Source organism: Microbacterium sp. LMX7-1.2, from assembly GCF_040675935.1.
Lineage (GTDB): Bacteria > Actinomycetota > Actinomycetes > Actinomycetales > Microbacteriaceae > Microbacterium.
Genome location: NZ_JBEGIL010000001.1, coordinates 3,555,415 through 3,576,508, shown reverse-complemented (window position 1 = coordinate 3,576,508; position 21,094 = coordinate 3,555,415). Strand labels below are relative to the sequence as shown.

Genomic DNA, 21,094 nt, shown 5'->3' with positions numbered 1-21,094 from the left:
CCTCGATCCCACCGCACATGACCATGTAGAACAAGGCCACCCTTCTGCACAGATGATGTAGACAAGGCTAATGTGTGGGAATGGAGATCCATCAGTTGCAGATCCTGCGCGAACTCGGCGCGCTGGGCAGTGTGGCCGCCGTCGCTGACACCCTCGGCGTGACCCCTTCGGCCGTATCGCAGCAACTGTCCGCACTGCAGCGCGGGTTCCGCACCCCGCTCACCCGCAAGGACGGTCGCCGCCTCGCTCTCACCGCCGCCGGCGAAGTGCTCGCCGCCGCCGGCGCCGAGGCGATCGACGCGGTCGCCGCCGCGCGGAGCGCGATCGACGACTTCGAGGGAACCGCATCGGCCGTGGTCACCATCAGCGGCTTCCACAGCGTCGGCCAGGCGCTGTTCGGCGAGCTGATCCGCGAGCTGTCCGTCTCGGAGGAGGCCCCGACCGTCCAGCTCACCGACGAGGATGTCGCCCAGAGCGAGTTCCCCGGCCTCACCGCGCGGTACGACCTCGTGCTGGCGCATCGCATGGAGCACTCGACGCCCTGGCCGACGCAAGGAGTGCGCAGCCTCACGCTCGCGAAGGAACCGCTCGACGTCGCCGTCGCCTGCACGCATCCGCTCGCGTCGAGGTCGCGGGTGACCCCGGCCGACGTCGTCGACGGGCCGTGGGTCACGAGCCGGGCCGGATACTCCCCCGACGACGTGCTCGGCGCGGTCGCGGCGGTCGCCGGGAGACCGGTGGAGATCCGGCACCGCATCAACGACTACGGCGCGGTCGCCGCGATCGTGGCCGGCGGGGACGTCATCGGGATGCTGCCGCGCTACACCTCGCGCACGGTCGACGACGACGAGATCGTGCGGCTGCCGCTGCGCGGCGTGTCGACGCACCGCCTCATCGACGTGCTCGCCCGACCCGAGAACCTGCGCCGCCGCTCCGTGCGCCTCGTCATCGACGCTCTCGGACGCGTCATGGCTAGGCTCAGGGGATGACCGACGACACCAATCCGCTGCTCCAGCCGTCGACGCTCCCCTACGGACTCCCCGACTACTCCCGCATCCGTCCCGAGCACTACCTGCCCGCGTTCCGGACCGCGTTCGAGGAGCACCGCTCGGAGATCTCGCGCATCACGATGGTGCGGTCGATGCCGACGTTCGAGAACACGATCGAGGCGCTCGAGCGCTCCGCCGAGCTGCTGGACCGAGTGTCTCACGCGTTCTACACCGTGAGCTCCGCGGATGCGACGGCCGAGATCCAGGCGATCGACGAGGAGCTGGCGCCGCTCATGGCCGCTCATCAGGATGCGGTGACGCTCGACGGCGCGCTGTACTGGCGGGTGCAGCAGGTGCACGCTCAGCTCGCCGATCTCGACCTCGACGCCGAGCAGCGATACCTCGTCGAACGGCACCATCGCGAGATGACCCACGCGGGGGCGGCCCTCGACGACGAGGCCAAGGCCCACCTCACGCTCCTGAACCAGCAGCTGTCGACGCTGAGCACCACGTTCGAACGGAACCTGCTGAACGACACGAACGACCTCGCGGTGGTGTTCGACTCAGCCGAGGAGCTCGCGGGGCTGGGCAGTGGCGAGCTGTCGGCCGCCGCCCGCGCCGCGCAGGAGCGCGGACTCGACGGGCGCTACCTCGTCACCCTCCCGCTGTTCACGGGACACCCTTACCTCGCGCAGTTGAGCGACCGCGAATCACGGCGACGCATCATGCAGGCATCGCGCAGCCGCGCCTCCCGCGGAAACGCGAACGACAACCGCGCCGTCCTCGCCGACATCGTTCGGCTCCGCGCCGAGCGCGCCGCGCTGCTCGGCTACCCCTCGCACGCCGCGTATGTGACGGCCGACGAGACGGCGGGAACTCCCGAAGCGGTGGAGCGGATGCTGCGCCGACTGGCCGCGCCGGCCGCCCGGAACACGGCGGCGGAGAAAGCCGCCCTGCAGGAGATCGTCGACGAGCTCGAGGCGGAGCCGTTCACGGTCGAGGCCCACGACTGGGCGTTCTACACCGAGAAGGTCCGCGCGGCGCGCTATGACATCGACACCGCGGCCCTGCGCCCCTGGTTCGAGGCGGAGCGGGTGCTGCAGGACGGCGTCTTCTCGGCGGCCACGCGGCTGTACGGCATCACGTTCTCGGAACGCCACGACCTCGTCGCCTATCATCCGGGCGCGCGGGTGTTCGAGGTGAGCAACGCCGACGGCTCGGCGCTCGGACTATACGTGCTCGACCTCTACACGCGCGACTCCAAGCGCGGCGGCGCGTGGATGAACCCGATCGTCAGCCAGTCGAGGCTCCGCGGCACAGCGCCCGTGGTCGTGAACAACCTCAACGTGGCACTGCCCGGCGACGGGGAGCCGACCCTGCTCACCCTCGACGAGGTGACGACGCTGTTCCACGAGTTCGGGCACGCCCTGCACGGCCTGTTCGCCGTCGTGACCTACCCGCACTTCTCGGGCACGAACGTGTTCCGTGACTTCGTGGAGTTCCCGAGCCAGGTCAACGAGATGTGGATCCTGTGGCCCGAGGTGCTCGACGACTACGCGCGGCACCATGTGACGGGCGAGCCGCTCGACCCCGCGATCATCGAGAGACTCCGCGCCACCGAGACCTTCGACCAGGGACACGCGACGAGCGAGTACCTCGCCGCCGCGTGGCTCGACCAGGCCTGGCATCGGGTCGGCGTCGATGCGGAACCCGGCGACGTGGCAGCGTTCGAGGCTGCTGCCCTCGCCGACATCGGCCTCGACGAGCCGGCCGTGCCGACCCGCTATTCCTCGGCGTACTTCGCCCACGTGTTCTCGGGCGGCTACAGCGCGGGCTACTACTCGTACATCTGGAGCGAGGTGCTCGACGCCGACACGGTCGAGTGGTTCCGCGAGAACGGCGGGCTCACCCGCGAGAACGGCGACCGCTTCCGCGAGAGACTGCTGGGCGTGGGCGGTTCGAAGGATCCGCTCGAGGCCTACCGTGACTTCCGCGGCCGGGATGCCGAGATCGAGCCGCTCCTGAAACGGCGGGGACTCACGAGCTGAGCCATTCCCTGGCCTTGTACCAGGTGAGCTGGTGGTAGCTCTGGCGCAGCTGCTCCCCGAGCGACTCGAAGGGCAGGATCTGCACGGCGATCGTCTCGTTCTCGTCCGGTGACGGGTCGCTGACGCGACGGCATCCCCGCGCGAGGAAGTGGTGCACGCGATTGGTGTGCGAGCCGAAGTTCGCCCAGGTCGCGCCGAGGTCGATGAGTTCCTCCGGCGCGTATCCGGTCTCCTCGCGCAGCTCTCGCGCAGCGGCGTCGTGCGGGTCCTCCCCTGCGGCGACACCGCCGCCGATGGTCCCGAGCGCGATGACGCCGGCTCCATGCCGGTACTCGTCGACGAGGATCGCGCGGCCGCCGGTATCGAGAGCAAGCACCGACACCCAGTCGCCGTACTCGAGCACGTAGTACGGGGCGATCGACCGGCCGTCGATCGTGCGGCAGTCGTCGGCACGGAGCCGCAACCAGCGATCGTCCACGAGGATCCGCCGGGAGACGACCTCCCACGGCTCGGGTCGCATGATCAGGCGCTCTTGCGCTTGCGCTCCATCACGATGGTCGGCGGCGCGCCCTCGTCGACGGCCGCACGGGTCACGATGACCTTCGCGACGTCCTCGGCGGAGGGGATCTCGAACATGATCGGTCCGAGCACGTCCTCGAGGATCGCGCGGAGACCGCGGGCGCCGGTCTTGCGCTCGACGGCGAGGTCGGCGATGGATCGGAGCGCCTCGTCTTCGAACTCGAGCTCCACACCGTCGAGCTCGAACATCCGCTGATATTGCTTCACGAGCGCGTTGCGCGGACCGGTGAGGATGTCGATGAGTGCGTCCTGGTCGAGCGGCGAGACGTTCGTCACGACGGGGAGACGGCCGATGAACTCGGGGATCAGGCCGAACTTGTGCAGGTCCTCCGGCAGCACCTCGCTGAAGAGGTCGAGGTCCTTGCCCTTGTCGTGCAAGGGCGCGCCGAAGCCGATGCCGTGCTTGCCGACGCGGGCCGACACGATGTCCTCGAGACCGGCGAAGGCGCCGGCGACGATGAACAGGACGTTCGAGGTGTCGATCTGCAGGAACTCCTGGTGCGGGTGCTTGCGTCCGCCCTGCGGCGGCACGGAGGCGACCGTGCCCTCGATGATCTTCAGCAGGGCCTGCTGCACGCCTTCGCCCGACACGTCGCGCGTGATCGAGGGGTTCTCGGCCTTGCGGGCGATCTTGTCGACCTCGTCGATGTAGATGATGCCCTGCTCGGCGCGCTTGACGTCGTAGTCCGCCGCCTGGATGAGCTTGAGGAGGATGTTCTCGACATCCTCGCCGACATAGCCCGCCTCTGTGAGCGCTGTGGCGTCGGCGACCGCGAACGGGACGTTGAGTCGCTTGGCGAGCGTCTGCGCCAGGTAGGTCTTGCCGCAGCCGGTGGGACCGATCAGCAGGATGTTGCTCTTGGCGATCTCGACGCTCTCGGCCTTCTGCTCTGCGGGCTGCAGGGTGCCATGCGCGCGGATGCGCTTGTAGTGGTTGTAGACCGCGACGGCCAGCGCGCGCTTGGCGGGCTCCTGTCCGACGACGTACTCCTCGAGGAACGTGAAGATCTCGCGGGGCTTCGGCAGCTCGAAGTCCGCGGTGCCCTCAGCGGACGATTCGGCCATGCGCTCTTCGATGATCTCGTTGCACAGCTCGACGCACTCGTCGCAGATGTACACACCGGGGCCAGCGATGAGCTGCTGCACCTGCTTCTGGCTCTTTCCGCAGAACGAGCACTTGAACAGGTCAGCGCTTTCACCGATACGGGCCATGCGCGTCCTCCTCGAGGGATCCAGAGATCGTCTACTGAGCCTAACCGGTGCGTCGGACAGCAGGGCGCATTGGCGCGGAAGCGTCCTGGACTCGCTCCCACCAGCATCCGCTCCGCGACGCCCCTGATGATCGACGAAGCCCCTGCTCAGTCACGTGAATGAGCAGGGGCTCCGCAGCCCGGCAGGGGCGTCAGCGGCGCGAGCCTGCGTCAGACCATGCTCTTGGTGTGCCAGACGGTCTTGACCTCCGTGAAGGCCGCGATGCGCTCGGGCGAGGCCACGACCGCGCCGGGCGCGAGCACGCGCTTCAGCGTCTCGGCCGCGGCGATCTGCATGTCGATCCACTCCAGGTCACCGGCACCTGCGAGGTCGAGTGCGTTGACGTCCTGGTGGGAGGCCAGCCACGGGGCGATCTCCGCGGGCGAGCCGGTCAGCACGTTCACGACTCCCCCGGGCACGTCGCTCGTCGCGAGGACCTCGGCGAGGCTGATGGCGGAGAGCGGATGCCGCTCGCTGGCGACCACCACGACCGTGTTGCCCGCGACGAGCGCCGGCGCGACGACCGACACGAGGCCGAGCAGCGCGGAGTCCTGCGGCGCGACGATCGCGACGACTCCGGTGGGCTCGGGCACCGAGATGTTGAAGTACGGACCCGACACCGGGTTCGCGTTGCCCGCGACCTGCGCGTACTTGTCGCACCATCCGGCGTACCAGACCCACAGATCGATCGCCTCGTCGACCTGAGCGGCGGCGGCAGAGGCCGACACGCCCTCCTGCGCCGAGATCTCGTCGATGAACTGCGCGCGGCGACCCTCGAGCACCTCGGCGACACGGTAGAGCACCTGGCCGCGGTTGTACGCGGTCGCCCCCGACCAGCCCTTGACGGCGGAGCGCGCCGCGACGACGGCATCCCTCGCGTCCTTGCGCGACCCCTGGGCCGCGTTCGCGAGGAACGCTCCCTTCGCCGACAGCACCTCGTAGGTGCGCCCGGACTCGCTGCGCGGGAAGGCGCCGCCGATCGCGAGCTTGTACGTCTTCGGAACGCTGAGTCGCTTGCTCATGCTGCGGCTCCCTTCAGGTACGCGGTGAGACCCTGACGTCCGCCCTCGCGGCCGTATCCGGACTCCTTGTAGCCGCCGAACGGGCTCGACGGGTCGAAACGGTTGAACGTGTTCGCCCACACCACTCCCGCGCGCAGCCGGTCGGCGACCGCGAGGATGCGCGAGCCCTTGTCCGACCAGATGCCGGCCGACAGGCCGTACGGGGTGTTGTTGGCCTTGGCGATCGCCTCGGCCGGTGTGCGGAACGTGAGCACCGACAGCACGGGGCCGAACACCTCGTCGCGGGCGATCCGGTGCGAGGCCTCGACGCCGGTGAAGATCGTCGGAGCGAACCAGAAACCCTTCTCGGGGATCGCGCAGTCCGCCGTCCAGCGCTCCGCGCCCTCGGCCTCGCCGATGTCGCTGAGCTCGCGGATGCGGGCGAGCTGGGCGGCCGAGTTGATCGCGCCGATGTCGGTGTTCTTGTCGAGCGGGTCGCCCAGGCGCAGCGTCGAGAGGCGGTTCTTGAGCCGGTCGATGACCTCGTCGTGGATCGACTCCTGCACGAGCAGGCGGCTGCCGGCGCAGCACACGTGCCCCTGGTTGAAGAAGATGCCGTTCACGATACCCTCGACGGCCTGGTCGATGGGGGCGTCGTCGAACACGATGTTCGCGGCCTTGCCGCCGAGCTCCAGCGTGAGCTTCTTGTTCGTTCCGGCGACCGCGCGGGCGATGTCGCGGCCCACGCCGGTCGAGCCGGTGAACGCGACCTTGTCGACGTCGGGGTGGCGCACGAGCGCCGCGCCCGTCGGGCCGGCGCCGGTGACGATGTTGACGACGCCGGCGGGGAGGTCTGCCTGCTGCAGGATCTCCGCGAAGATCAGCGCCGTGAGAGGCGTGGTCTCGGCGGGCTTGAGCACGACCGTGTTGCCGGCGGCGAGGGCCGGGGCGAGCTTCCACGCGAGCATGAGCAGCGGGAAGTTCCACGGGATGACCTGCCCGGCCACGCCGAGCGCACGCGGGTTCGCGCCGAGTCCGGCGTAGTCGAGCTTGTCGGCCCAGCCCGCGTAGTAGAAGAACCAGGAGGCGACGAGCGGCACGTCGACGTCGCGGCTCTCCTTGATCGGCTTGCCGTTGTCGAGGCTCTCGGCCACGGCGAGCTCGCGGGCGCGCTCCTGCACGAGACGGGCGATGCGGAAGAGGTACTTGGCGCGGTCGCGGCCGCTCATCTTCGACCAGGTCTTGTCGTAGGCGCGGCGTGCGGCGGCGACGGCGCGGTCGACGTCCTCGTCGCTCGCCGAGGCGATCTCGGCGATGCGGCTCTCGTCCGCGGGCGAGATGGTGACGAAGCTCGAGCCCGAGCCGTCGACGAACTCCCCGTCGATGAACAGGCCGTAACTGTCCTTGAGGTTCAGGACCGCTTTGGACTCAGGGGCCGGAGCGTATTCCAGGAATGACATGTGCGGGCTCCTAGTCGATCGTGACGTAGTCGGGGCCGGAGTAGTGGCCGGTGGTGAGCTTCTGGCGCTGCAGGAGCACATCGTTGAGCAGGCTCGACGCGCCGAAGCGGAAGAGGTGCGGCTGCAGCCACTCCTCTCCCACGGTCTCGGCGACCGTGACGAGGTACTTGACGGCGTCCTTGGATGCGCGGATGCCGCCTGCGGGCTTCACACCGATGCGCTGCCCGGTGCCGCGATACCAGTCGCGGACCGTCTCGAGCATGAGCAGCGTGGTCGGCAGCGTGGCCGCCGGCTGCACCTTGCCCGTCGAGGTCTTGATGAAGTCGCCACCGGCCAGGATTCCGAGCCAGGAGGCGCGCTTGATGTTGTCGTAGGTGTTGAGCTCGCCGGTCTCGAGGATCACCTTGAGCGAGGCGTACGTGCCGTCCTCGCGGCGGCAGGCCTCCTTGACCTGAGCGATCTGGTCGAAGACGAGGCCGTAGCGTCCGGAGAGGAACGCCCCGCGATCGATCACCATGTCGATCTCGTCGGCGCCTGCTGCGACCGCCTCGGCCGTGTCGGCGAGCTTGATCGCGAGCGAGGAGCGTCCGCTGGGGAACGCCGTCGCGACCGCGGCGACGGAGATCAGGCCGTCGTCGGGGTCGCCGTGCATCGCACCGAGCGCCTCGGTCGCGAACGGGACCATGTCGCCGTACACGCAGACGGCCGCGACCTTCGGGGTCGTCGGGTCGGCGGCATCCGGGTTCTTGGCCTTGGCGACGAGCGAGCGCACCTTGCCGGGCGTGTCGGCTCCCTCGAGCGTCGTGAGGTCGATCAGACGGATGATCGTGTCGAGGGCCCAGGCCTTCGAGGTGGTCTTGATCGAGCGCGTGCCGAGGCCGGCCGCGCGCTGCTCCAGCCCCACGGCGTCGACGCCGGGCAGGCCGTGCAGGAAGCGGCGCAGTGTGGCGTCGTCCGGCTCACCGCCGAGGACGTCCACCGCCGTCCTGCGACTGAGTTCTTGGGTCGTCATCGTTCCTCCAACAATGCTCGTGCTGTGGTCTCATCGGTCACCAGGACGCTGCACAGGCCGCTCGTCACGACCGTGCGGGCAATGTCGTGCTTGGCGTCGCCCGCGGTCACGAAGATCGCCCGCTCCGCCGAGCGCAGGCGCGCGAGGTCGACGCCGACCGTGCGCGAGTCCAGCTGCGGGTCGACGATGTTGCCGTCGGCGTCGATGTACCGGCCGAGCACGTCGCCGACCGCGCCGCGGCGCGCGAGCTCCTCGACGTCGGATGCCGACAGGTAGCCGTTCTCGACGTGCGCGGAGCTGGCGTCGCACGGACCGGCCGTGAACAGGAAGGCCTGCGCCTGCGCGGCCTCTTCGAGCACGGCCGCGACGGTGCGGTCGGATTCGATGGCCTGCTTGGTCTCGACGCGCTCGAGGATCGCCGGGCTGGGCAACAGCGACACGTGCCCGGAGGCGCGCTGCGCGATCGTGACGGCGAGACCCGCGGCTCCGCCGGAACGGCGGTTCAGGCTCACTCCCCCGTTGAGCTGCACGACCGTGACTCCGGTCGCCCAGCCGTCGGGCAGGGCTTCGGCGACGGCGCGGAGCGTGCGGCCCCAGCTGACGCCGAGCGTACGCGGCACGGGGCGCATGGCGCTCAGGTAGTCGGCGGCCGCCTGGGCGACCCGTTCGAGCGTGCCGTCGTCGCCTTCCGGTGAGGGGACGACCACGGCGGCGGTGAGGCCGTGGCGTTCCACCAGATCACGCTCGAGTCCGAGCCGTCGCGCGCGGGGGTGGATGATCTCGATGCGGACGATGCCGCGCTCGCGGGCCTGGGTCAGCAGGCGGCCGACCTTCCAGCGGGAGAGCTTGAGGAGGGCGCCGATCTCGTCCTGCGTCTTGTCCTCGTCGTAGTAGAGCTCGGCGACGCGGACCATCGTGAGTTCGTCTTCCACGGCATCCTCCTTCCTCATCAAGGGTACGACGGAATCACCGTTCGCGCACGCATCTGCTCATATGAGCAATCAGATGCCGTGGCGTCGCACATCCGACGGAGGGTGCGTCGGGACGCAGAAGAGGACGCCGGCCCGAAGGCCGACGTCCTCTTCTGCAGCGACGAGGTCAGGCGCGCTTGCGCGAGCTCAGCACCTGGTCGACGATCCCGTACTCGTGCGCCTCGGACGCCGAGAGGATCTTGTCGCGGTCGATGTCACGGTTGACCTGCTCCACCGGCTTGCCGGTGTGGCGGGCCATGGTCTCCTCGAGCCAGGTGCGCATGCGGAGGATCTCCGCCGCCTGGATCTCGATGTCCGACGCCTGACCGTGACCGGCCTCACCCATCGCCGGCTGGTGCATGAGCACGCGGGCGTTGGGCAGCGCGAGGCGCTTGCCGGGGTGACCGGCGGCCAGCAGGACGGATGCCGCGGACGCGGCCTGTCCGAGCACGACGGTCTGGATCTGCGGCGCGACGTACTGCATCGTGTCGTAGATCGCCGTCATCGCCGTGAACGAGCCACCGGGCGAGTTGATGTACATCGTGATGTCGCGCTCGGAGTCCTGGCTCTCCAGGACGAGGAGCTGCGCCATCACGTCGTCGGCCGACGCGTCGTCGACCTGCACGCCGAGGAAGATCACGCGGTCTTCGAACAGCTTGTTGTAGGGGTCCTGGCGCTTGAAACCGTAGGCCGTGCGCTCCTCGAACTGCGGGAGCACATAGCGGCTGGAGGGCAGGTCACCGGCGGAGCGGAAGGTGGGTGTGTACATGAAGGGTCCTCTCGCTCTCAGTTGGCGTCCGTGCCGCCGCCGCCGATGACGTCGGTGGCGGACTCGCGGATGTGGTCGACGAAGCCGTACTCGAGGGCCTCTTCGGCGGTGAACCAGCGGTCGCGGTCGCCGTCCTCGTTGATCTGCTCGACGGGCTTGCCGGTCTGCGCCGCGGTGATCTCGGCGAGACGGTTCTTCATCGAGACGATCAGCTGAGCCTGGGTCTGGATGTCGCTGGAGGTGCCGCCGAAGCCGCCGTGCGGCTGGTGCAGCAGCACGCGGGCGTTCGGCGTGATGTAGCGCTTGCCCTTGGTGCCGGCGGTCAGCAGGAGCTGACCCATCGACGCGGCCATGCCGATGCCCACCGTCACGATGTCGTTCGGCACGAACTGCATCGTGTCGTAGATCGCCATGCCGGCCGTGATCGACCCGCCGGGCGAGTTGATGTACAGGTAGATGTCCTTCTCCGAGTCCTCTGCGGCGAGAAGAAGGATCTTCGCGCAGATCTCGTTGGCGTTCTCGTCACGCACCTCTGATCCCAGCCAGATGATGCGGTCCTTCAACAGCCTGTCGAAGACGCTCGTCGCGAGGAGGGGTTCTGCAGCCATGTCAGCTCCTGATTCCGTGTTTCAGTGATTCGAATCTACCGGCGACAACGCAGCCCCCAGGCCGTGTTCGCCGTCGGCATATCAGGTGTCGAGTTCCGCGATCTCGTGCGCGTACGCCGTCATCGACCGGTGGTATCTCGGCAGGTGCGGGACGAGGGCGAGCAGTGCCACCGACAGCCCGGTCGCCGGACGCCCCGCGCTCGCGAGGATCAGGGCGTGCACGGTCGCGACCGCGTCGCGATAGGGGCCGTCGGCGGAGAGCCTCTCCTCCGCTGTGATGACCGCGAGCGCCTCATCGTACGCGCCGAGGTTGCGCAGGGAGCTCGCGAGCTGGATCACGCACTGGGGGCGGTGCTCCTCGTCGAGCCCGAGCGCGAGCGCTCGACGGTAGAGCTCGACCGCCTCGGCCGGGCGTCCGGCGGAATCCCTGGCGCCCGCACGCTCGAATTCCGCACGGCCGTCGTCGTTCCCCCGCTCCGCCGCCAACGCGTCGATCCGTGCGATCGTGTCGTCGCCGACCTCCTCCCCCGAGGCATCGGCCCAGACCTCGTCGATCCGCTCATCCCAGCTCTTCATGTCTTCTCCTCACGAGGTCGACTGCCATGAGAAAGGGGCGGATGCCGCAGCATCCGCCCCTTCGCACGTGATCGGATTCGATCACTCGGCCTTGTCGGCCGCCTTCTTGGCCGGAGCCTTCTTGGCGGCGGGCTTCTTGGCGGCAGGCTTCTCGTCGCCCTCGGCAGCGTCCGCCTTCTTGGCGGCGGCCTTCTTCGCGGGAGCCTTCTTGGCGGGCTTCTCCTCGGCCGGAGCCTCGGCGACCTCGTCGGCGGCCTCGTCATCGGTCACGACGAAGTCCGAGAGATCGACGGCCTTGCCGTTGCTGTCGACGACCTTGACCTTGCCGAGAGCGATCGCGAGCGCCTTGTTGCGGGCGACCTCGCCGACCAGGGCAGGGAGCTGGTTCGAGGACTGCAGCGCCTCGACGAACTCCTGCGGGGCCATGCCGTACTGCGCGGCGGACTGGATGAGGTACTGCGAGAGCTCCTCCTGCGAGACCTGCACGTCGGCCTGCTCGGCGATCGTGTCGAGCAGCACCTGCGTGCGGAACTGCTTCTCGCTCGCCTCGGTGACCTCGGCGCGGTGCACCTCGTCCTCCAGGCGACCCTCGCCTTCGAGGTGGTTGTGGACCTCGTCCTCGATGAGCTGCGGCGGGACGGGGATCTCGATCTTCTCGAGCAGCGTCTCGACGAGCTTGTCGCGTGCGGCGGAACCCTGCGTGAAGACGCCCTGCTGCGCGACGCGCTCGGCGAGGCTCGCGCGGAGCTCGGCGATCGTGTCGAACTCGCTCGCGATCTGCGCGAAGTCGTCGTCGGCCTCGGGGAGCTCGCGCTCCTTGACGGCCTTGACCGTGACGGACACCTCGGCCTCGGAGCCGGCGTGGTCGCCGCCCACGAGGGAGGAGCGGAACGTCGTGTCCTCGCCTGCGGTCAGCGATTCGATCGCGTCGTCGATGCCCTCGAGCAGCTCGCCCGAGCCGACCTCGTAGGACACGCCCTCGGCGCGGTCGATCTCGGCGCCGTCGATCGTGGCGACGAGGTCGAGCTCGACGAAGTCGCCCTTGGCCGCGGGGCGGTCGACGGGGACGAGCGTGCCGAAGCGCGCGCGCATGTTGTCGAGCTCGGCGTCGAGTGCGGCGTCATCGGCCTCGACGGCGTCGACGGTCAGCGTGATGCCGTCGTAGTCGGGCAGCTCGATGTCGGGACGCACGTCAACCTCGACGTCCACGAGCAGGTCGCCCGAGAAGTCCTTCTCGTTCGGCCACTGCGTGATGTCGGCCGAGGGACGGCCGACCACGCGGAGCTTGTGCTCCGTGGTCGCCTCGCGGAAGAACTTGTCGAGGCCCTCGTTGACGGCGTGCTCGATGACGGCGCCGCGGCCGATGCGCTGGTCGATGATCGGCGCCGGGACCTTGCCCTTGCGGAAGCCGGGGATCTGGACGTCCTGCGCGATGTGCTCATACGCGTGCGCGATGCTGGGCTTGAGGTCGTCCGGGGTGACCGTGATGGTGAGCTTGACCCGGGTCGGGGTCAGCTTCTCGACGGTGCTGTTCGCCATGCTGGTGTGTTCTCCTTGTGGTTTCCGCGCTGAATCGCGGCTGTCAGGCTTTGTCGAGCCGTGTCGGGGCGACAGGAGTTGAACCTGCGACCTCCCGCTCCCAAAGCGGGCGCTCTACCAAGCTGAGCTACGCCCCGGGGAATCCGCGCGCAGATTCAGCCCCAGCGAGTCTAACGGACGAGAGCACCCTCGTCTGTCCGCTATGATCGAACGGTCGGTGCGATGCTCCTCGGAGTCGCCGCTCCGGGGGTGTAGCTCAATGGTAGAGTCTCAGTCTTCCAAACTGATTGCGCGGGTTCGATTCCCGTCACCCCCTCCACGTCTCGAAGGCCCCCGCAGCTCCTGCGGGGGCCTTCGAAGTTTTCTACGGTCGATGGACGTTCTTCTGGCAGAGTCGTCTTGAGCAGGTTCTCATCGGAGGTTCCCGTATGTCCGTGCCCGCAGCCATCACCGCTCCGCCGCGCGGCGGCCATGCGCTCCCCGCGCACATCGTCGGCGCGTCCGCCGGGCGCTCCCCCGCTCCGCGCTCGCGCCGACGGCCGCGCCGCGGGTTCGTGCTCGGCGTCGCGGGGGCTGTGGTGATCGCGGGGGCGATCGGCGCCGTCCAGGTCACGGCGAACCTCGGCTACGACGACGCGGCATCCGGGTTCGACGACGCGTACGAGTCGACGCAGAGCTCCTTCTCCGCGCTCGACGGCGCGACCGCGCAGCTGGCGGCGACCACGGAGGTCGCGAACCAGCTCGTCGCGGCAGACGCGGGCACCCTCACCGACCCCACCGCGAAGGAGACGCTGAACGCGGCGGTCGCCGCCGCCGGAGAGACGCAGTCCACGGCGCACGGGCTCCTCGCCGCCGAACTGCCGGATGCCGGGAAGAAGCCGGCCTTCTTCTGGGAGCTCTTCGGCGCGACCGAGCAGCTGCACGCGCAGACCACCCACCTCGAGGGTCTCGCCGAGGACGCGGACACCGAGTCCCCCGCCGTGGGCGATGCCGACGCCGCGATCGACGGCGCCGGAGTGGCCTACCTCGGCACCGCGGCGACCGCGGCATCCGCCTTCGAGGCGGCTCATCTGTCGGCGCGCAACGACGATGTGATCGCCCTGCGCGAGGCAGCCGGCACGCTGTCGCTGTCCACGACTCTCGACACCACCAGCATCGACTCCTTCCTCGCGCTCCAGGACGCCGCGAACCAGGTCGTCGCCTCCGAGCAGGCCGAGCTCGCGGAGAAGGGCGGACCGCTGCTGAACGCCCGTCTGGAGGTGGAGGCGTTCGCGCGCTCGCTCGCCCCTGGCGTGCTGCTGGAGTTCGACTGGAACCCCATCGTCAACAACGCGGGATTCAACGGCAGCATGGGCGGTCTCACCACCTGGTGGTGGGATGAACCCGACCGCGCCGTGATCGAGCTGTCGAACTCCGTGGCGGAGCAGTGGCCCGCCGAGCGCAGCAGGGCACTGGTGGCCCACGAGGTCGGTCATGCAATCAGCGTCAAGTGCGAGGACATGTACGACTCGTCCACGCAGGACAGCATCGAGAAGTGGGCGACCGCCTGGGCGATCAGCATGGGCTTCACGGACGATGCCAACGGGGTCTGGGCCTACGGCTATCCCCCGCAGTCGTACATCGACGCGGCCTACGGCTGCCGCTGATCACCCGCATCCGCAGAGACGGGAGAGGCCGTGGCGATCAGATCGCGACGGCCTCTCCCGTGATGTCAGGTCGAGGTCACTGACCCCGGCGCTCGCGCAGCTGCGTCAGCGCGTCCTCGAGGAGCTGGACGGCCTCCTCGTCGGTGCGACGCTCCTTCACGTAGGCGAGGTGCGTCTTGTACGGCTCGGTCTTCGCGAGCGCCGGCGGATTCGCCTTGTCGCGGCCGGCCGGGAGCCCGCTCTGCGGGTGATCGATCGTCTCCGGGATCTCCTCTTCGGGGAGGCCGGCGGCGAAGTAGCGGATGGTCTCGTTGCCGAGGCCGTCCCAGTACGACACGGCGATGCGGTCGGCGTGATAGCCGTGGTCCTGCTCGCCCATGGGTCCGGAACCGACACGGGTCCCGCGGATCGCGTTTCCACCGGTAGCCATCAGATCACCTCGAACTTCGTGATGAGACCGAGCGCGACGATCGCCACGAACCACGCCAGGGCGAGGATCACCGTGAAGCGGTTGAGGTTGCGCTCTGCGAGGCCGGAGGATCCGACCGCCGTCGACATGCCGCCGCCGAACATGTCGGACAGCCCGCCGCCGCGCCCCTTGTGGAGCAGGATGAGGAGGGTCAGCAGGACGCTGGTGATACCCAGCACCACCTGCAGGACGAACTCGAGAATTTCCACGAGGAAGAGCCTTTCGCTGGGGCACGACTGCCCCCGTAACGGTCAAGTATACGGTGCGGCGGGGCCGGAGCCCCGCCGCACTCGCTCACACCCCGACGTGCTTCTCGAAGCGGATGATCGCCGCGAACTCGTCGACCACGAGGCTCGCACCGCCGACGAGAGCGCCGTCGACGTCGGGTTCGCGCATGAAGCTCGCGATGTTCGCGGCCTTCACCGATCCTCCGTAGAGGATGCGCGTGCGCGCTGCGGCCTCGTCACCGAGCTTCGCCGCGATGACGGCGCGAAGTGCGGAGCACACCTCCTGCGCCTGGTCCGGCGAGGCGACCTGACCGGTTCCGATCGCCCAGACCGGCTCGTACGCCACCACGATGTCATCCGAGGCGGAGACCGCGCCGAGCGCGATCTCGAGCTGAGCGACCGAGACCGCGGTGGGCCCGGACTCCTCGCGCTGAGCCAGCGTCTCGCCGACGCAGATCACCGGAGTCAGACCGTGCGTGAGCGCTGCCTTCGTCTTCGCCGCCACGATCTCATCGCTCTCCGCGTGGTACTCGCGGCGCTCCGAGTGACCGATGATGACGTACTTCGCGTCGAGCTTCGCGAGGAACGCGCCGGACACCTCGCCGGTGTAGGCGCCCGAGTCGTGCGCCGAGACGTCCTGAGCGCCCAGGGCGAACGGGATCTTGTCGGCGTCGATCAGCGTCTGCACGCTGCGGATGTCGGTGAAGGGCGGGAACACCGCGACCTCGACCGACCCGTCCTCGTGCTTGGCGTCCTTCAACGTCCAGTGCAGCTTCTGCACGAAGGCGACCGCCTGCAGGTGGTCGAGGTTCATCTTCCAGTTTCCCGCAATCAGCGGGGTGCGGGTGTTCACTGCCATCCGAGGACCTCCAGGCCGGGTAGTTTCTTGCCCTCGAGGAACTCGAGGCTGGCGCCGCCGCCGGTCGAGATGTGACCGAAGCGCTCGTCCGCGAATCCGAGCTGACGCACGGCCGCAGCGGAGTCGCCGCCGCCGACGACGCTGAGGCCGTCGACCTCGGTGAGCGCCTGGGCGACGGTCTTCGTACCGCTCGCGAAGGCCGGGAACTCGAACACGCCCATGGGGCCGTTCCAGAACACGGTCTTCGAGCTGCGGATGACCTCCGCGAACCGCGCAGCGGTCTCGGGGCCGATGTCGAGTCCGATTCCGGAGGCGCCGAACGCGGTGTCCTCGATCGCATCCGCGGCCGCGACCTCATGCTCGGCGTCGGCCGAGAACGAGGACGCCACGACGACATCGGTCGGGAGCACGAGCTCCACGCCGCGCTCCTTCGCCTCGGCGATGTAGCCGCGGACGGTGTCGAGCTGGTCCTCTTCGAGGAGGCTCGACGCGACCGCATGACCCTGCGCCTTGAGGAACGTGAACAGCATCCCTCCGCCCACGAGGATGCGATCCACGCGCGGCAGGAGGTGCGAGATCACACCGAGCTTGTCGCTGACCTTCGAACCGCCGAGGACGACCGCGTACGGCCGCTCCGGGTTCTCGGTCAGACGGTCGAGCACGTCGAGCTCGGTCGCGATCAGCAGGCCGGCGGCGGAAGGCACCAGCTCTGCGAGGTCGTAGACGCTCGCCTGCTTGCGGTGCACCACACCGAACCCGTCGGAGACGAGCACGTCTCCCAGCTCCGCGAGCTGAGCCGCGAAGGCGCCGCGCTCGGCGTCGTCCTTCGAGGTCTCCCCCGGGTTGAACCGCAGGTTCTCGATGACGACGACGCCGCCGTCCTCGAGCGAGTCCACGGCCTCGTGAGCCGACTCGCCCACCGTGTCGCGCGCGAACGCGACGGGCTTGCCGAGCAGCTCGGACAGCCGCTGAGCGACCGGCGCGAGGCTGTACTGCGGGTCGGGCGCCCCATCGGGGCGACCGAGGTGCGAGCAGACGACGACGCGGGCTCCCGCGTTGATCAGGGCGTTCAGGGTCGGCAACGAGGCGCGGACACGGCCATCGTCCGTGATGATCCCGTCCCGGAGCGGGACGTTGAGATCACAACGGACGATGACGCGCTTGCCCTCGAGCGAACCCAGCGAATCCAGGGTGCGCAGAGTCATGAGGCGTGTCTCAGAGACGCTCTGCCACGTACTCGGTCAGGTCGACGAGACGGTTGGAGTAGCCCCACTCGTTGTCGTACCAGCTGGAGACCTTGACCAGGTTGCCGCTCACGTTGGTGAGGGTCGAGTCGAAGATCGACGAGTGCGGGTTGTGCACGATGTCGCTCGACACGATCTGGTCGGCGTTGTACTGCAGGTAGCCGGCGAGACGACCGTCGGCCGCTGCCTTCTTGTACGCCTCGTTGACCTCCTCGACCGTGAGGTTCTCGCGGTCGGTGACCAGCGTGAGGTCCACGATCGAGCCGGTGGGAACCGGGACGCGGTACGACGAGCCGCTGAGCTTGCCGTTGAGCTCCGGGAGGACCTCGCCGATCGCCTTGGCTGCACCCGTGGAGGCCGGGGTGATGTTGATCGCGGCGGCGCGCGCACGACGCAGGTCGCTGTGCGGACCGTCCTGCAGGTTCTGGTCGGCCGTGTACGCGTGCGCAGTCATCATGAAACCGCGGTCGATGCCGAACTCGTCGTTGAAGACCTTGGCGAGCGGCGCGAGGCAGTTCGTGGTGCACGAGGCGTTGGAGATGATGTTGTGCGCGGCGGGGTCGTAGGTGTCCTCGTTCACGCCCATCACGAAGGTCGCGTCGACGCCCGTGCCGGGAGCCGAGATGAGGACCTTCTTCGCGCCGGCCTCGATGTGCTTCTTGGCAAGCTCCGCCTTCGTGAAGAAGCCGGTGGACTCGATCACGATGTCGACGCCCAGCTCACCCCAGGGGAGGTTCGCGGGGTCGCGCTCGGCGAACGCCTTGATGGCCTTGCCGTTGACCGTGATGCTGTCGTCGTCGTAGCTGATCTCGGCGTCGAGCACGCCGCCGACCGAGTCGTACTTCAGCAGGTGCGCCAGGGTCTTGTTGTCGGTGAGGTCGTTGACCGCGACGATCTCGAGGTCAGCGCCCTGCGCGAGAGCCGCGCGGAAGTAGTTGCGTCCGATGCGGCCGAAGCCGTTGATACCGATCTTGACAGACACTCAGGTCTCCCTGTTTCTCGTGCGCGGTGCGCAGCAATCGTGCAGCGCGATGCGCGGGGGTTTTTGGCTGAGATGGCGTCCCGACGAGACCAGGCCCGTCGGGACGCGACCCGATTACGACAGTACCAGCAGGCCGTTCGTCTTCTCGCGGGCGACCTCGAGGCGCTGGGCGACGTTCTCCCAGTTCGTGATGTTCCAGGCTGCCTTGACGTAGTCGGCCTTCACGTTGAGGTAGTCGAGGTAGAAGGCGTGCTCCCACATGTCGAGCTGGAACAGAGGAATCGTCCCCTGCGCGGTGTTCGCCTGCTGGTCGAACAGCTGCTGGATGATGAGGCGCTGACCGATCGAGTCCCAGCTCAGCACGGCCCAGCCGGAGCCCTGGATGCCGGTGGCGGCGGCGGTGAAGTGGGCCTGGAACTTGTCGAAGGATCCGAAGTACTCGTCGATCGCGGCCTTGAGCTCGCCTTCGGGCTGGCCGCCGCCGTTCGGCGAGAGGTTCGTCCAGAAGATCGAGTGGTTGACGTGGCCGCCGAGGTTGAAGGCGAGGTCCTTCTCGAGCTTGTTGACGTTCGCGAGATTGCCGCTCTCACGGGCCTCGGCGAGCTGCTCGAGTGCGGTGTTCGCGCCGGCGACGTACGTGGCGTGGTGCTTGTCGTGGTGCAGCTCCATGATCTTGCCGCTGATGTGCGGCTCGAGGGCTGCGAAGTCGTAGGGAAGGTCGGGGAGCGTGTAGGTCGCCATGTCGCTTTTCATCCAATCCGCGCCGCGCCGCGGCGCTTGTCGGTCCTCCGCGACGCCGAAGTGCGGTGCGGAGCGGACGTAACACATCCTAGTGACGACAACGCGTCGCCGTCCTCGATCCTTCCGCCGTATGACGAAGAGAGGCGGACCCTTGACAGGGGCCGCCTCTCTTGCGTATCGCGTCGCGTCAGACGTCGAGGCCGGCCGGCACTGCGGCTTCGGTCCCGGGGATGCCCTCCTGCTGGGCGCGCTTGTCGGCCATCGCGAGCAGACGACGGATGCGGCCGGCGACGGCATCCTTGGTCATGGGCGGGTCGGCGTGGTGGCCGAGCTCGTCGAGGCTCGCGTCACGATGTGCGAGCCGCAGTTCTCCTGCGACCTTGAGGTGGTCGGGCACCTCGTCGGCGAGGATCTCGAGAGCGCGCTCGACGCGCGCGCACGCGGCGACAGCGGCCTGCGCCGAGCGGCGCAGGTTCGCGTCGTCGAAGTTCACGAGCCGATTGACGCCCGCGCGCACCTCGCGACGCTGGCGCATCTCCTCCCAGGCGACGGCGGTCTTCTGAGCGCCCATCTCGGCGAGGATCGTGCGGATCGCCTCGCCTTCGCGCACGACGACGCGCGGCATTCCGCGCACTTCCCGCGCCTTGGCGGCCACGCCCAGTCGGTGGGCGGCGCCGACGAGCGCCATGGCGGCCTCCGAGGTCGGGCAGGCCACCTCGAGCATGGCGGAGCGGCCGGGCTCGCTGAGCGTCCCCGCGGCGAGGAAGGCACCGCGCCACAGACCTGCGACCTCGGCGCGAGAGCCGGTCGTCAGGCGGTTCGGGAGTCCCCGGACGGGGCGGCGTCGCTGGTCGAGCAGACCGGTCTGACGCGCCAGGGTCTCCCCCGCGGCGATCACCCGGACGGCCCAGCGGGCGCCGTCGCTGGAGGCGCTCGACTGCACCTGGGCGATCTCCGGGCGGACCCCGTAGATCTCGGCGAGGTCGCGGGCCACGCGTTGCGCGAGCACCTCCGCGTCCACCTCCGCTTCGACGGCGACACGGCCGGCGATGGAGTGCAGCCCGCCGGCGAATCGCAGGATCGAGGTGACCTCCGCGACGCGCACCGTCGGGGGTGCGTTGCGGATGCTGACGAGCTCAGCCTTGACGTCGGTGGTTAGTGCCACGGGACTCCTTCACGATGACGCGTCGGGTCGCGACGCAAACCTCCAGCCTAGTCGGCCGAGGACCCCTGCTATTCCCTGCCGAGGTCGCGGTGCCGCACGTTCACGGCGACGCCGGGGACCGCTGCGAGGCGGCGAGCGAGTTCCTCGACCATCGCGACGGAACGGTGCTTGCCCCCGGTGCAGCCGATGGCGACCGTGGAGTGGCTCTTGTTCTCGCGCTGATACCCCTCGAGCACGGGAGTGAGCGCGGCGGTGTACGCGTCGAGGAACTCGGAAGCCCCCTGCCGCGACAGGACGTACTCCTTGACCTCCTCGTCCTGGCCGGTGAGCCCACGGAGCTCCTCGTTCCAGAACGGGTTGGGGAGGAACCGCATGTCGGCGACGAGGTCGACGTCGGTGGGGAGTCCGTACTTGAAGCCGAAGCTCAGGAGCGTGACGCGGTGACGCGGTGCCCCCTCCTCGGCGAACAGCTCGGACACCTGCGTCGCGAGCTGGTGGATGTTGAGCGCCGAGGTGTCGATCACGATGTCGGCGGCCTCGCGGATCGGCGCGAGGCGAGAGCGCTCGCTGCGGATGCCGTCGAGGAGCGTCCCGTCCTCCTGGAGCGGGTGCGGGCGACGTACCGACTCGAAGCGGCGGACGAGCACATCGTCGGACGCATCGAGGAAGAGCACTCGCACGGAACCGCGTGATCGGAGGGCGCGGGCCACTCCGGGGAAGTCGTCGAAGAGGTTGCGGCCCCGGACGTCGACCACCGCGGCGACCTTGGGGAGCGCTGTGCCGCCCATGTCGGTGAGGTCGAGCAGGGGGCGCAGGATCTGCGGGGGCAGATTGTCGACCACGTACCAGCTGAGGTCCTCCAGCGCATTGGCCACGGTCGTGCGCCCGGCGCCCGACATGCCCGTGACGATGAGGAACTCGCCCTTGTCCCCGTCAGTCATCGTTACTCCTTCTCCCC

21 protein-coding genes and 2 tRNA genes are annotated in these 21,094 nt (G+C 68.8%); 4 read left to right on the top strand and 19 right to left on the bottom strand.

Annotated elements, in window-relative coordinates; translation table 11 throughout:
* Nucleotides 1-80: 80 nt before the first annotated feature.
* Nucleotides 81-989 carry a LysR family transcriptional regulator gene (locus tag MRBLMX7_RS17550; RefSeq protein ID WP_363370435.1) on the top strand — a complete coding sequence of 303 codons (909 nt, stop codon included), beginning with the start codon at nucleotides 81-83 and terminating at the stop codon, nucleotides 987-989.
* Entirely contained in the window at nucleotides 986-3,037 is a 2,052-nt protein-coding gene (locus tag MRBLMX7_RS17545) for a M3 family metallopeptidase (protein ID WP_363370434.1), read from the top strand. The genes MRBLMX7_RS17550 and MRBLMX7_RS17545 overlap by 4 nt, the downstream gene beginning before the upstream one ends.
* Here MRBLMX7_RS17545 and MRBLMX7_RS17540 read toward each other — a convergent pair.
* From MRBLMX7_RS17540 to MRBLMX7_RS17490, 11 genes are all read right to left on the bottom strand, one after another.
* Nucleotides 3,027-3,557, bottom strand: a complete 531-nt coding sequence (locus MRBLMX7_RS17540) for an NUDIX hydrolase (RefSeq protein ID WP_363370432.1) — start codon at nucleotides 3,555-3,557, stop codon at nucleotides 3,027-3,029. The two genes, MRBLMX7_RS17545 and MRBLMX7_RS17540, sit on opposite strands and share 11 nt — an antisense overlap.
* Nucleotides 3,558-3,559: 2 nt before the next feature.
* Nucleotides 3,560-4,828 carry an ATP-dependent Clp protease ATP-binding subunit ClpX gene (gene clpX, locus MRBLMX7_RS17535; RefSeq protein ID WP_050723803.1) on the bottom strand — a complete coding sequence of 423 codons (1,269 nt, stop codon included), beginning with the start codon at nucleotides 4,826-4,828 and terminating at the stop codon, nucleotides 3,560-3,562.
* A gap of 209 nt (nucleotides 4,829-5,037) precedes the next feature.
* Complete coding sequence (locus tag MRBLMX7_RS17530; RefSeq protein WP_363370430.1) at nucleotides 5,038-5,889, bottom strand: aldehyde dehydrogenase family protein; 852 nt, start codon at nucleotides 5,887-5,889, stop codon at nucleotides 5,038-5,040.
* Entirely contained in the window at nucleotides 5,886-7,328 is a 1,443-nt protein-coding gene (locus tag MRBLMX7_RS17525) for an aldehyde dehydrogenase family protein (protein ID WP_363370429.1), read from the bottom strand. The genes MRBLMX7_RS17530 and MRBLMX7_RS17525 overlap by 4 nt, the downstream gene beginning before the upstream one ends.
* 10 nt (nucleotides 7,329-7,338) lie before the next feature.
* Nucleotides 7,339-8,340 carry a deoxyribose-phosphate aldolase gene (deoC, locus tag MRBLMX7_RS17520; RefSeq protein WP_363370427.1) on the bottom strand — a complete coding sequence of 334 codons (1,002 nt, stop codon included), beginning with the start codon at nucleotides 8,338-8,340 and terminating at the stop codon, nucleotides 7,339-7,341.
* Entirely contained in the window at nucleotides 8,337-9,272 is a 936-nt protein-coding gene (locus MRBLMX7_RS17515) for a sugar-binding transcriptional regulator (protein WP_363370425.1), read from the bottom strand. Before MRBLMX7_RS17515 ends, deoC begins: the two co-directional genes overlap by 4 nt.
* Before the next feature lie 166 nt (nucleotides 9,273-9,438).
* On the bottom strand, nucleotides 9,439-10,080 hold the full coding sequence (locus MRBLMX7_RS17510; RefSeq protein WP_363370424.1) for an ATP-dependent Clp protease proteolytic subunit: 642 nt from the start codon (nucleotides 10,078-10,080) through the stop codon (nucleotides 9,439-9,441).
* Between the two features lie 17 nt (nucleotides 10,081-10,097).
* A complete protein-coding gene (locus MRBLMX7_RS17505) occupies nucleotides 10,098-10,688 on the bottom strand; it encodes an ATP-dependent Clp protease proteolytic subunit (RefSeq protein ID WP_050723797.1) in 591 nt (196 codons plus the stop codon).
* Nucleotides 10,689-10,769: 81 nt separating this feature from the next.
* Nucleotides 10,770-11,264 carry a tetratricopeptide repeat protein gene (locus MRBLMX7_RS17500; RefSeq protein ID WP_363370422.1) on the bottom strand — a complete coding sequence of 165 codons (495 nt, stop codon included), beginning with the start codon at nucleotides 11,262-11,264 and terminating at the stop codon, nucleotides 10,770-10,772.
* Between the two features lie 81 nt (nucleotides 11,265-11,345).
* Complete coding sequence (gene tig / locus MRBLMX7_RS17495) at nucleotides 11,346-12,803, bottom strand: trigger factor (RefSeq protein WP_363370420.1); 1,458 nt, start codon at nucleotides 12,801-12,803, stop codon at nucleotides 11,346-11,348.
* Between the two features lie 63 nt (nucleotides 12,804-12,866).
* Nucleotides 12,867-12,940, bottom strand: a tRNA-Pro gene (locus MRBLMX7_RS17490).
* Between the two features lie 108 nt (nucleotides 12,941-13,048).
* Between MRBLMX7_RS17490 and MRBLMX7_RS17485 the strand changes: the two genes are divergently transcribed.
* Nucleotides 13,049-13,122, top strand: a tRNA-Gly gene (locus MRBLMX7_RS17485).
* A 115-nt stretch (nucleotides 13,123-13,237) separates the two neighbouring features.
* Nucleotides 13,238-14,449 carry a hypothetical protein gene (locus MRBLMX7_RS17480; protein WP_363370418.1) on the top strand — a complete coding sequence of 404 codons (1,212 nt, stop codon included), beginning with the start codon at nucleotides 13,238-13,240 and terminating at the stop codon, nucleotides 14,447-14,449.
* Nucleotides 14,450-14,525: 76 nt separating this feature from the next.
* Here MRBLMX7_RS17480 and MRBLMX7_RS17475 read toward each other — a convergent pair whose 3' ends face one another.
* From MRBLMX7_RS17475 to rapZ, 8 genes are all read right to left on the bottom strand, one after another.
* Nucleotides 14,526-14,879, bottom strand: coding sequence for an RNA polymerase-binding protein RbpA (locus MRBLMX7_RS17475; protein WP_363370416.1), 354 nt, complete (start codon nucleotides 14,877-14,879; stop codon nucleotides 14,526-14,528).
* The gene (secG, locus tag MRBLMX7_RS17470; protein WP_050723792.1) at nucleotides 14,879-15,127 is read right to left on the bottom strand and encodes a preprotein translocase subunit SecG; all 249 of its coding nucleotides are present in this window, start codon (nucleotides 15,125-15,127) and stop codon (nucleotides 14,879-14,881) included. Before secG ends, MRBLMX7_RS17475 begins: the two co-directional genes overlap by 1 nt.
* A gap of 85 nt (nucleotides 15,128-15,212) precedes the next feature.
* Complete coding sequence (gene tpiA, locus MRBLMX7_RS17465; protein ID WP_363370414.1) at nucleotides 15,213-16,004, bottom strand: triose-phosphate isomerase; 792 nt, start codon at nucleotides 16,002-16,004, stop codon at nucleotides 15,213-15,215.
* Nucleotides 15,995-17,209: a phosphoglycerate kinase gene (locus tag MRBLMX7_RS17460; protein WP_050723790.1), complete on the bottom strand. Its 1,215-nt coding sequence runs from the start codon at nucleotides 17,207-17,209 to the stop codon at nucleotides 15,995-15,997. Before MRBLMX7_RS17460 ends, tpiA begins: the two co-directional genes overlap by 10 nt.
* Nucleotides 17,210-17,219: 10 nt before the next feature.
* Nucleotides 17,220-18,230 carry a type I glyceraldehyde-3-phosphate dehydrogenase gene (gene gap / locus MRBLMX7_RS17455; RefSeq protein ID WP_050723789.1) on the bottom strand — a complete coding sequence of 337 codons (1,011 nt, stop codon included), beginning with the start codon at nucleotides 18,228-18,230 and terminating at the stop codon, nucleotides 17,220-17,222.
* Between the two features lie 114 nt (nucleotides 18,231-18,344).
* Nucleotides 18,345-18,971, bottom strand: coding sequence for a superoxide dismutase (locus tag MRBLMX7_RS17450; RefSeq protein ID WP_363370412.1), 627 nt, complete (start codon nucleotides 18,969-18,971; stop codon nucleotides 18,345-18,347).
* A gap of 187 nt (nucleotides 18,972-19,158) precedes the next feature.
* Nucleotides 19,159-20,136: a DNA-binding protein WhiA gene (whiA, locus tag MRBLMX7_RS17445; RefSeq protein ID WP_050723787.1), complete on the bottom strand. Its 978-nt coding sequence runs from the start codon at nucleotides 20,134-20,136 to the stop codon at nucleotides 19,159-19,161.
* Nucleotides 20,137-20,204: 68 nt separating this feature from the next.
* A complete protein-coding gene (rapZ, locus tag MRBLMX7_RS17440) occupies nucleotides 20,205-21,077 on the bottom strand; it encodes an RNase adapter RapZ (protein WP_363370410.1) in 873 nt (290 codons plus the stop codon).
* Nucleotides 21,078-21,094 lie beyond the last annotated feature (17 nt).

Excerpts from the sequence above, each read along its gene's own strand:
- MRBLMX7_RS17550 (WP_363370435.1), top strand. The coding sequence starts at position 81 with ATGGAGATCCATCAGTTGCAGATCCTGCGCGAACTCGGCGCGCTGGGC.
- MRBLMX7_RS17545 (WP_363370434.1), top strand. The coding sequence starts at position 986 with ATGACCGACGACACCAATCCGCTGCTCCAGCCGTCGACGCTCCCCTAC.
- MRBLMX7_RS17540 (WP_363370432.1), bottom strand. The coding sequence starts at position 3,557 with ATGCGACCCGAGCCGTGGGAGGTCGTCTCCCGGCGGATCCTCGTGGAC.
- clpX (WP_050723803.1), bottom strand. The coding sequence starts at position 4,828 with ATGGCCCGTATCGGTGAAAGCGCTGACCTGTTCAAGTGCTCGTTCTGC.
- MRBLMX7_RS17530 (WP_363370430.1), bottom strand. The coding sequence starts at position 5,889 with ATGAGCAAGCGACTCAGCGTTCCGAAGACGTACAAGCTCGCGATCGGC.
- MRBLMX7_RS17525 (WP_363370429.1), bottom strand. The coding sequence starts at position 7,328 with ATGTCATTCCTGGAATACGCTCCGGCCCCTGAGTCCAAAGCGGTCCTG.
- deoC (WP_363370427.1), bottom strand. The coding sequence starts at position 8,340 with ATGACGACCCAAGAACTCAGTCGCAGGACGGCGGTGGACGTCCTCGGC.
- MRBLMX7_RS17510 (WP_363370424.1), bottom strand. The coding sequence starts at position 10,080 with ATGTACACACCCACCTTCCGCTCCGCCGGTGACCTGCCCTCCAGCCGC.
- MRBLMX7_RS17505 (WP_050723797.1), bottom strand. The coding sequence starts at position 10,688 with ATGGCTGCAGAACCCCTCCTCGCGACGAGCGTCTTCGACAGGCTGTTG.
- MRBLMX7_RS17500 (WP_363370422.1), bottom strand. The coding sequence starts at position 11,264 with ATGAAGAGCTGGGATGAGCGGATCGACGAGGTCTGGGCCGATGCCTCG.
- tig (WP_363370420.1), bottom strand. The coding sequence starts at position 12,803 with ATGGCGAACAGCACCGTCGAGAAGCTGACCCCGACCCGGGTCAAGCTC.
- MRBLMX7_RS17475 (WP_363370416.1), bottom strand. The coding sequence starts at position 14,879 with ATGGCTACCGGTGGAAACGCGATCCGCGGGACCCGTGTCGGTTCCGGA.
- tpiA (WP_363370414.1), bottom strand. The coding sequence starts at position 16,004 with ATGGCAGTGAACACCCGCACCCCGCTGATTGCGGGAAACTGGAAGATG.
- MRBLMX7_RS17460 (WP_050723790.1), bottom strand. The coding sequence starts at position 17,209 with ATGACTCTGCGCACCCTGGATTCGCTGGGTTCGCTCGAGGGCAAGCGC.
- MRBLMX7_RS17450 (WP_363370412.1), bottom strand. The coding sequence starts at position 18,971 with ATGGCGACCTACACGCTCCCCGACCTTCCCTACGACTTCGCAGCCCTC.
- rapZ (WP_363370410.1), bottom strand. The coding sequence starts at position 21,077 with ATGACTGACGGGGACAAGGGCGAGTTCCTCATCGTCACGGGCATGTCG.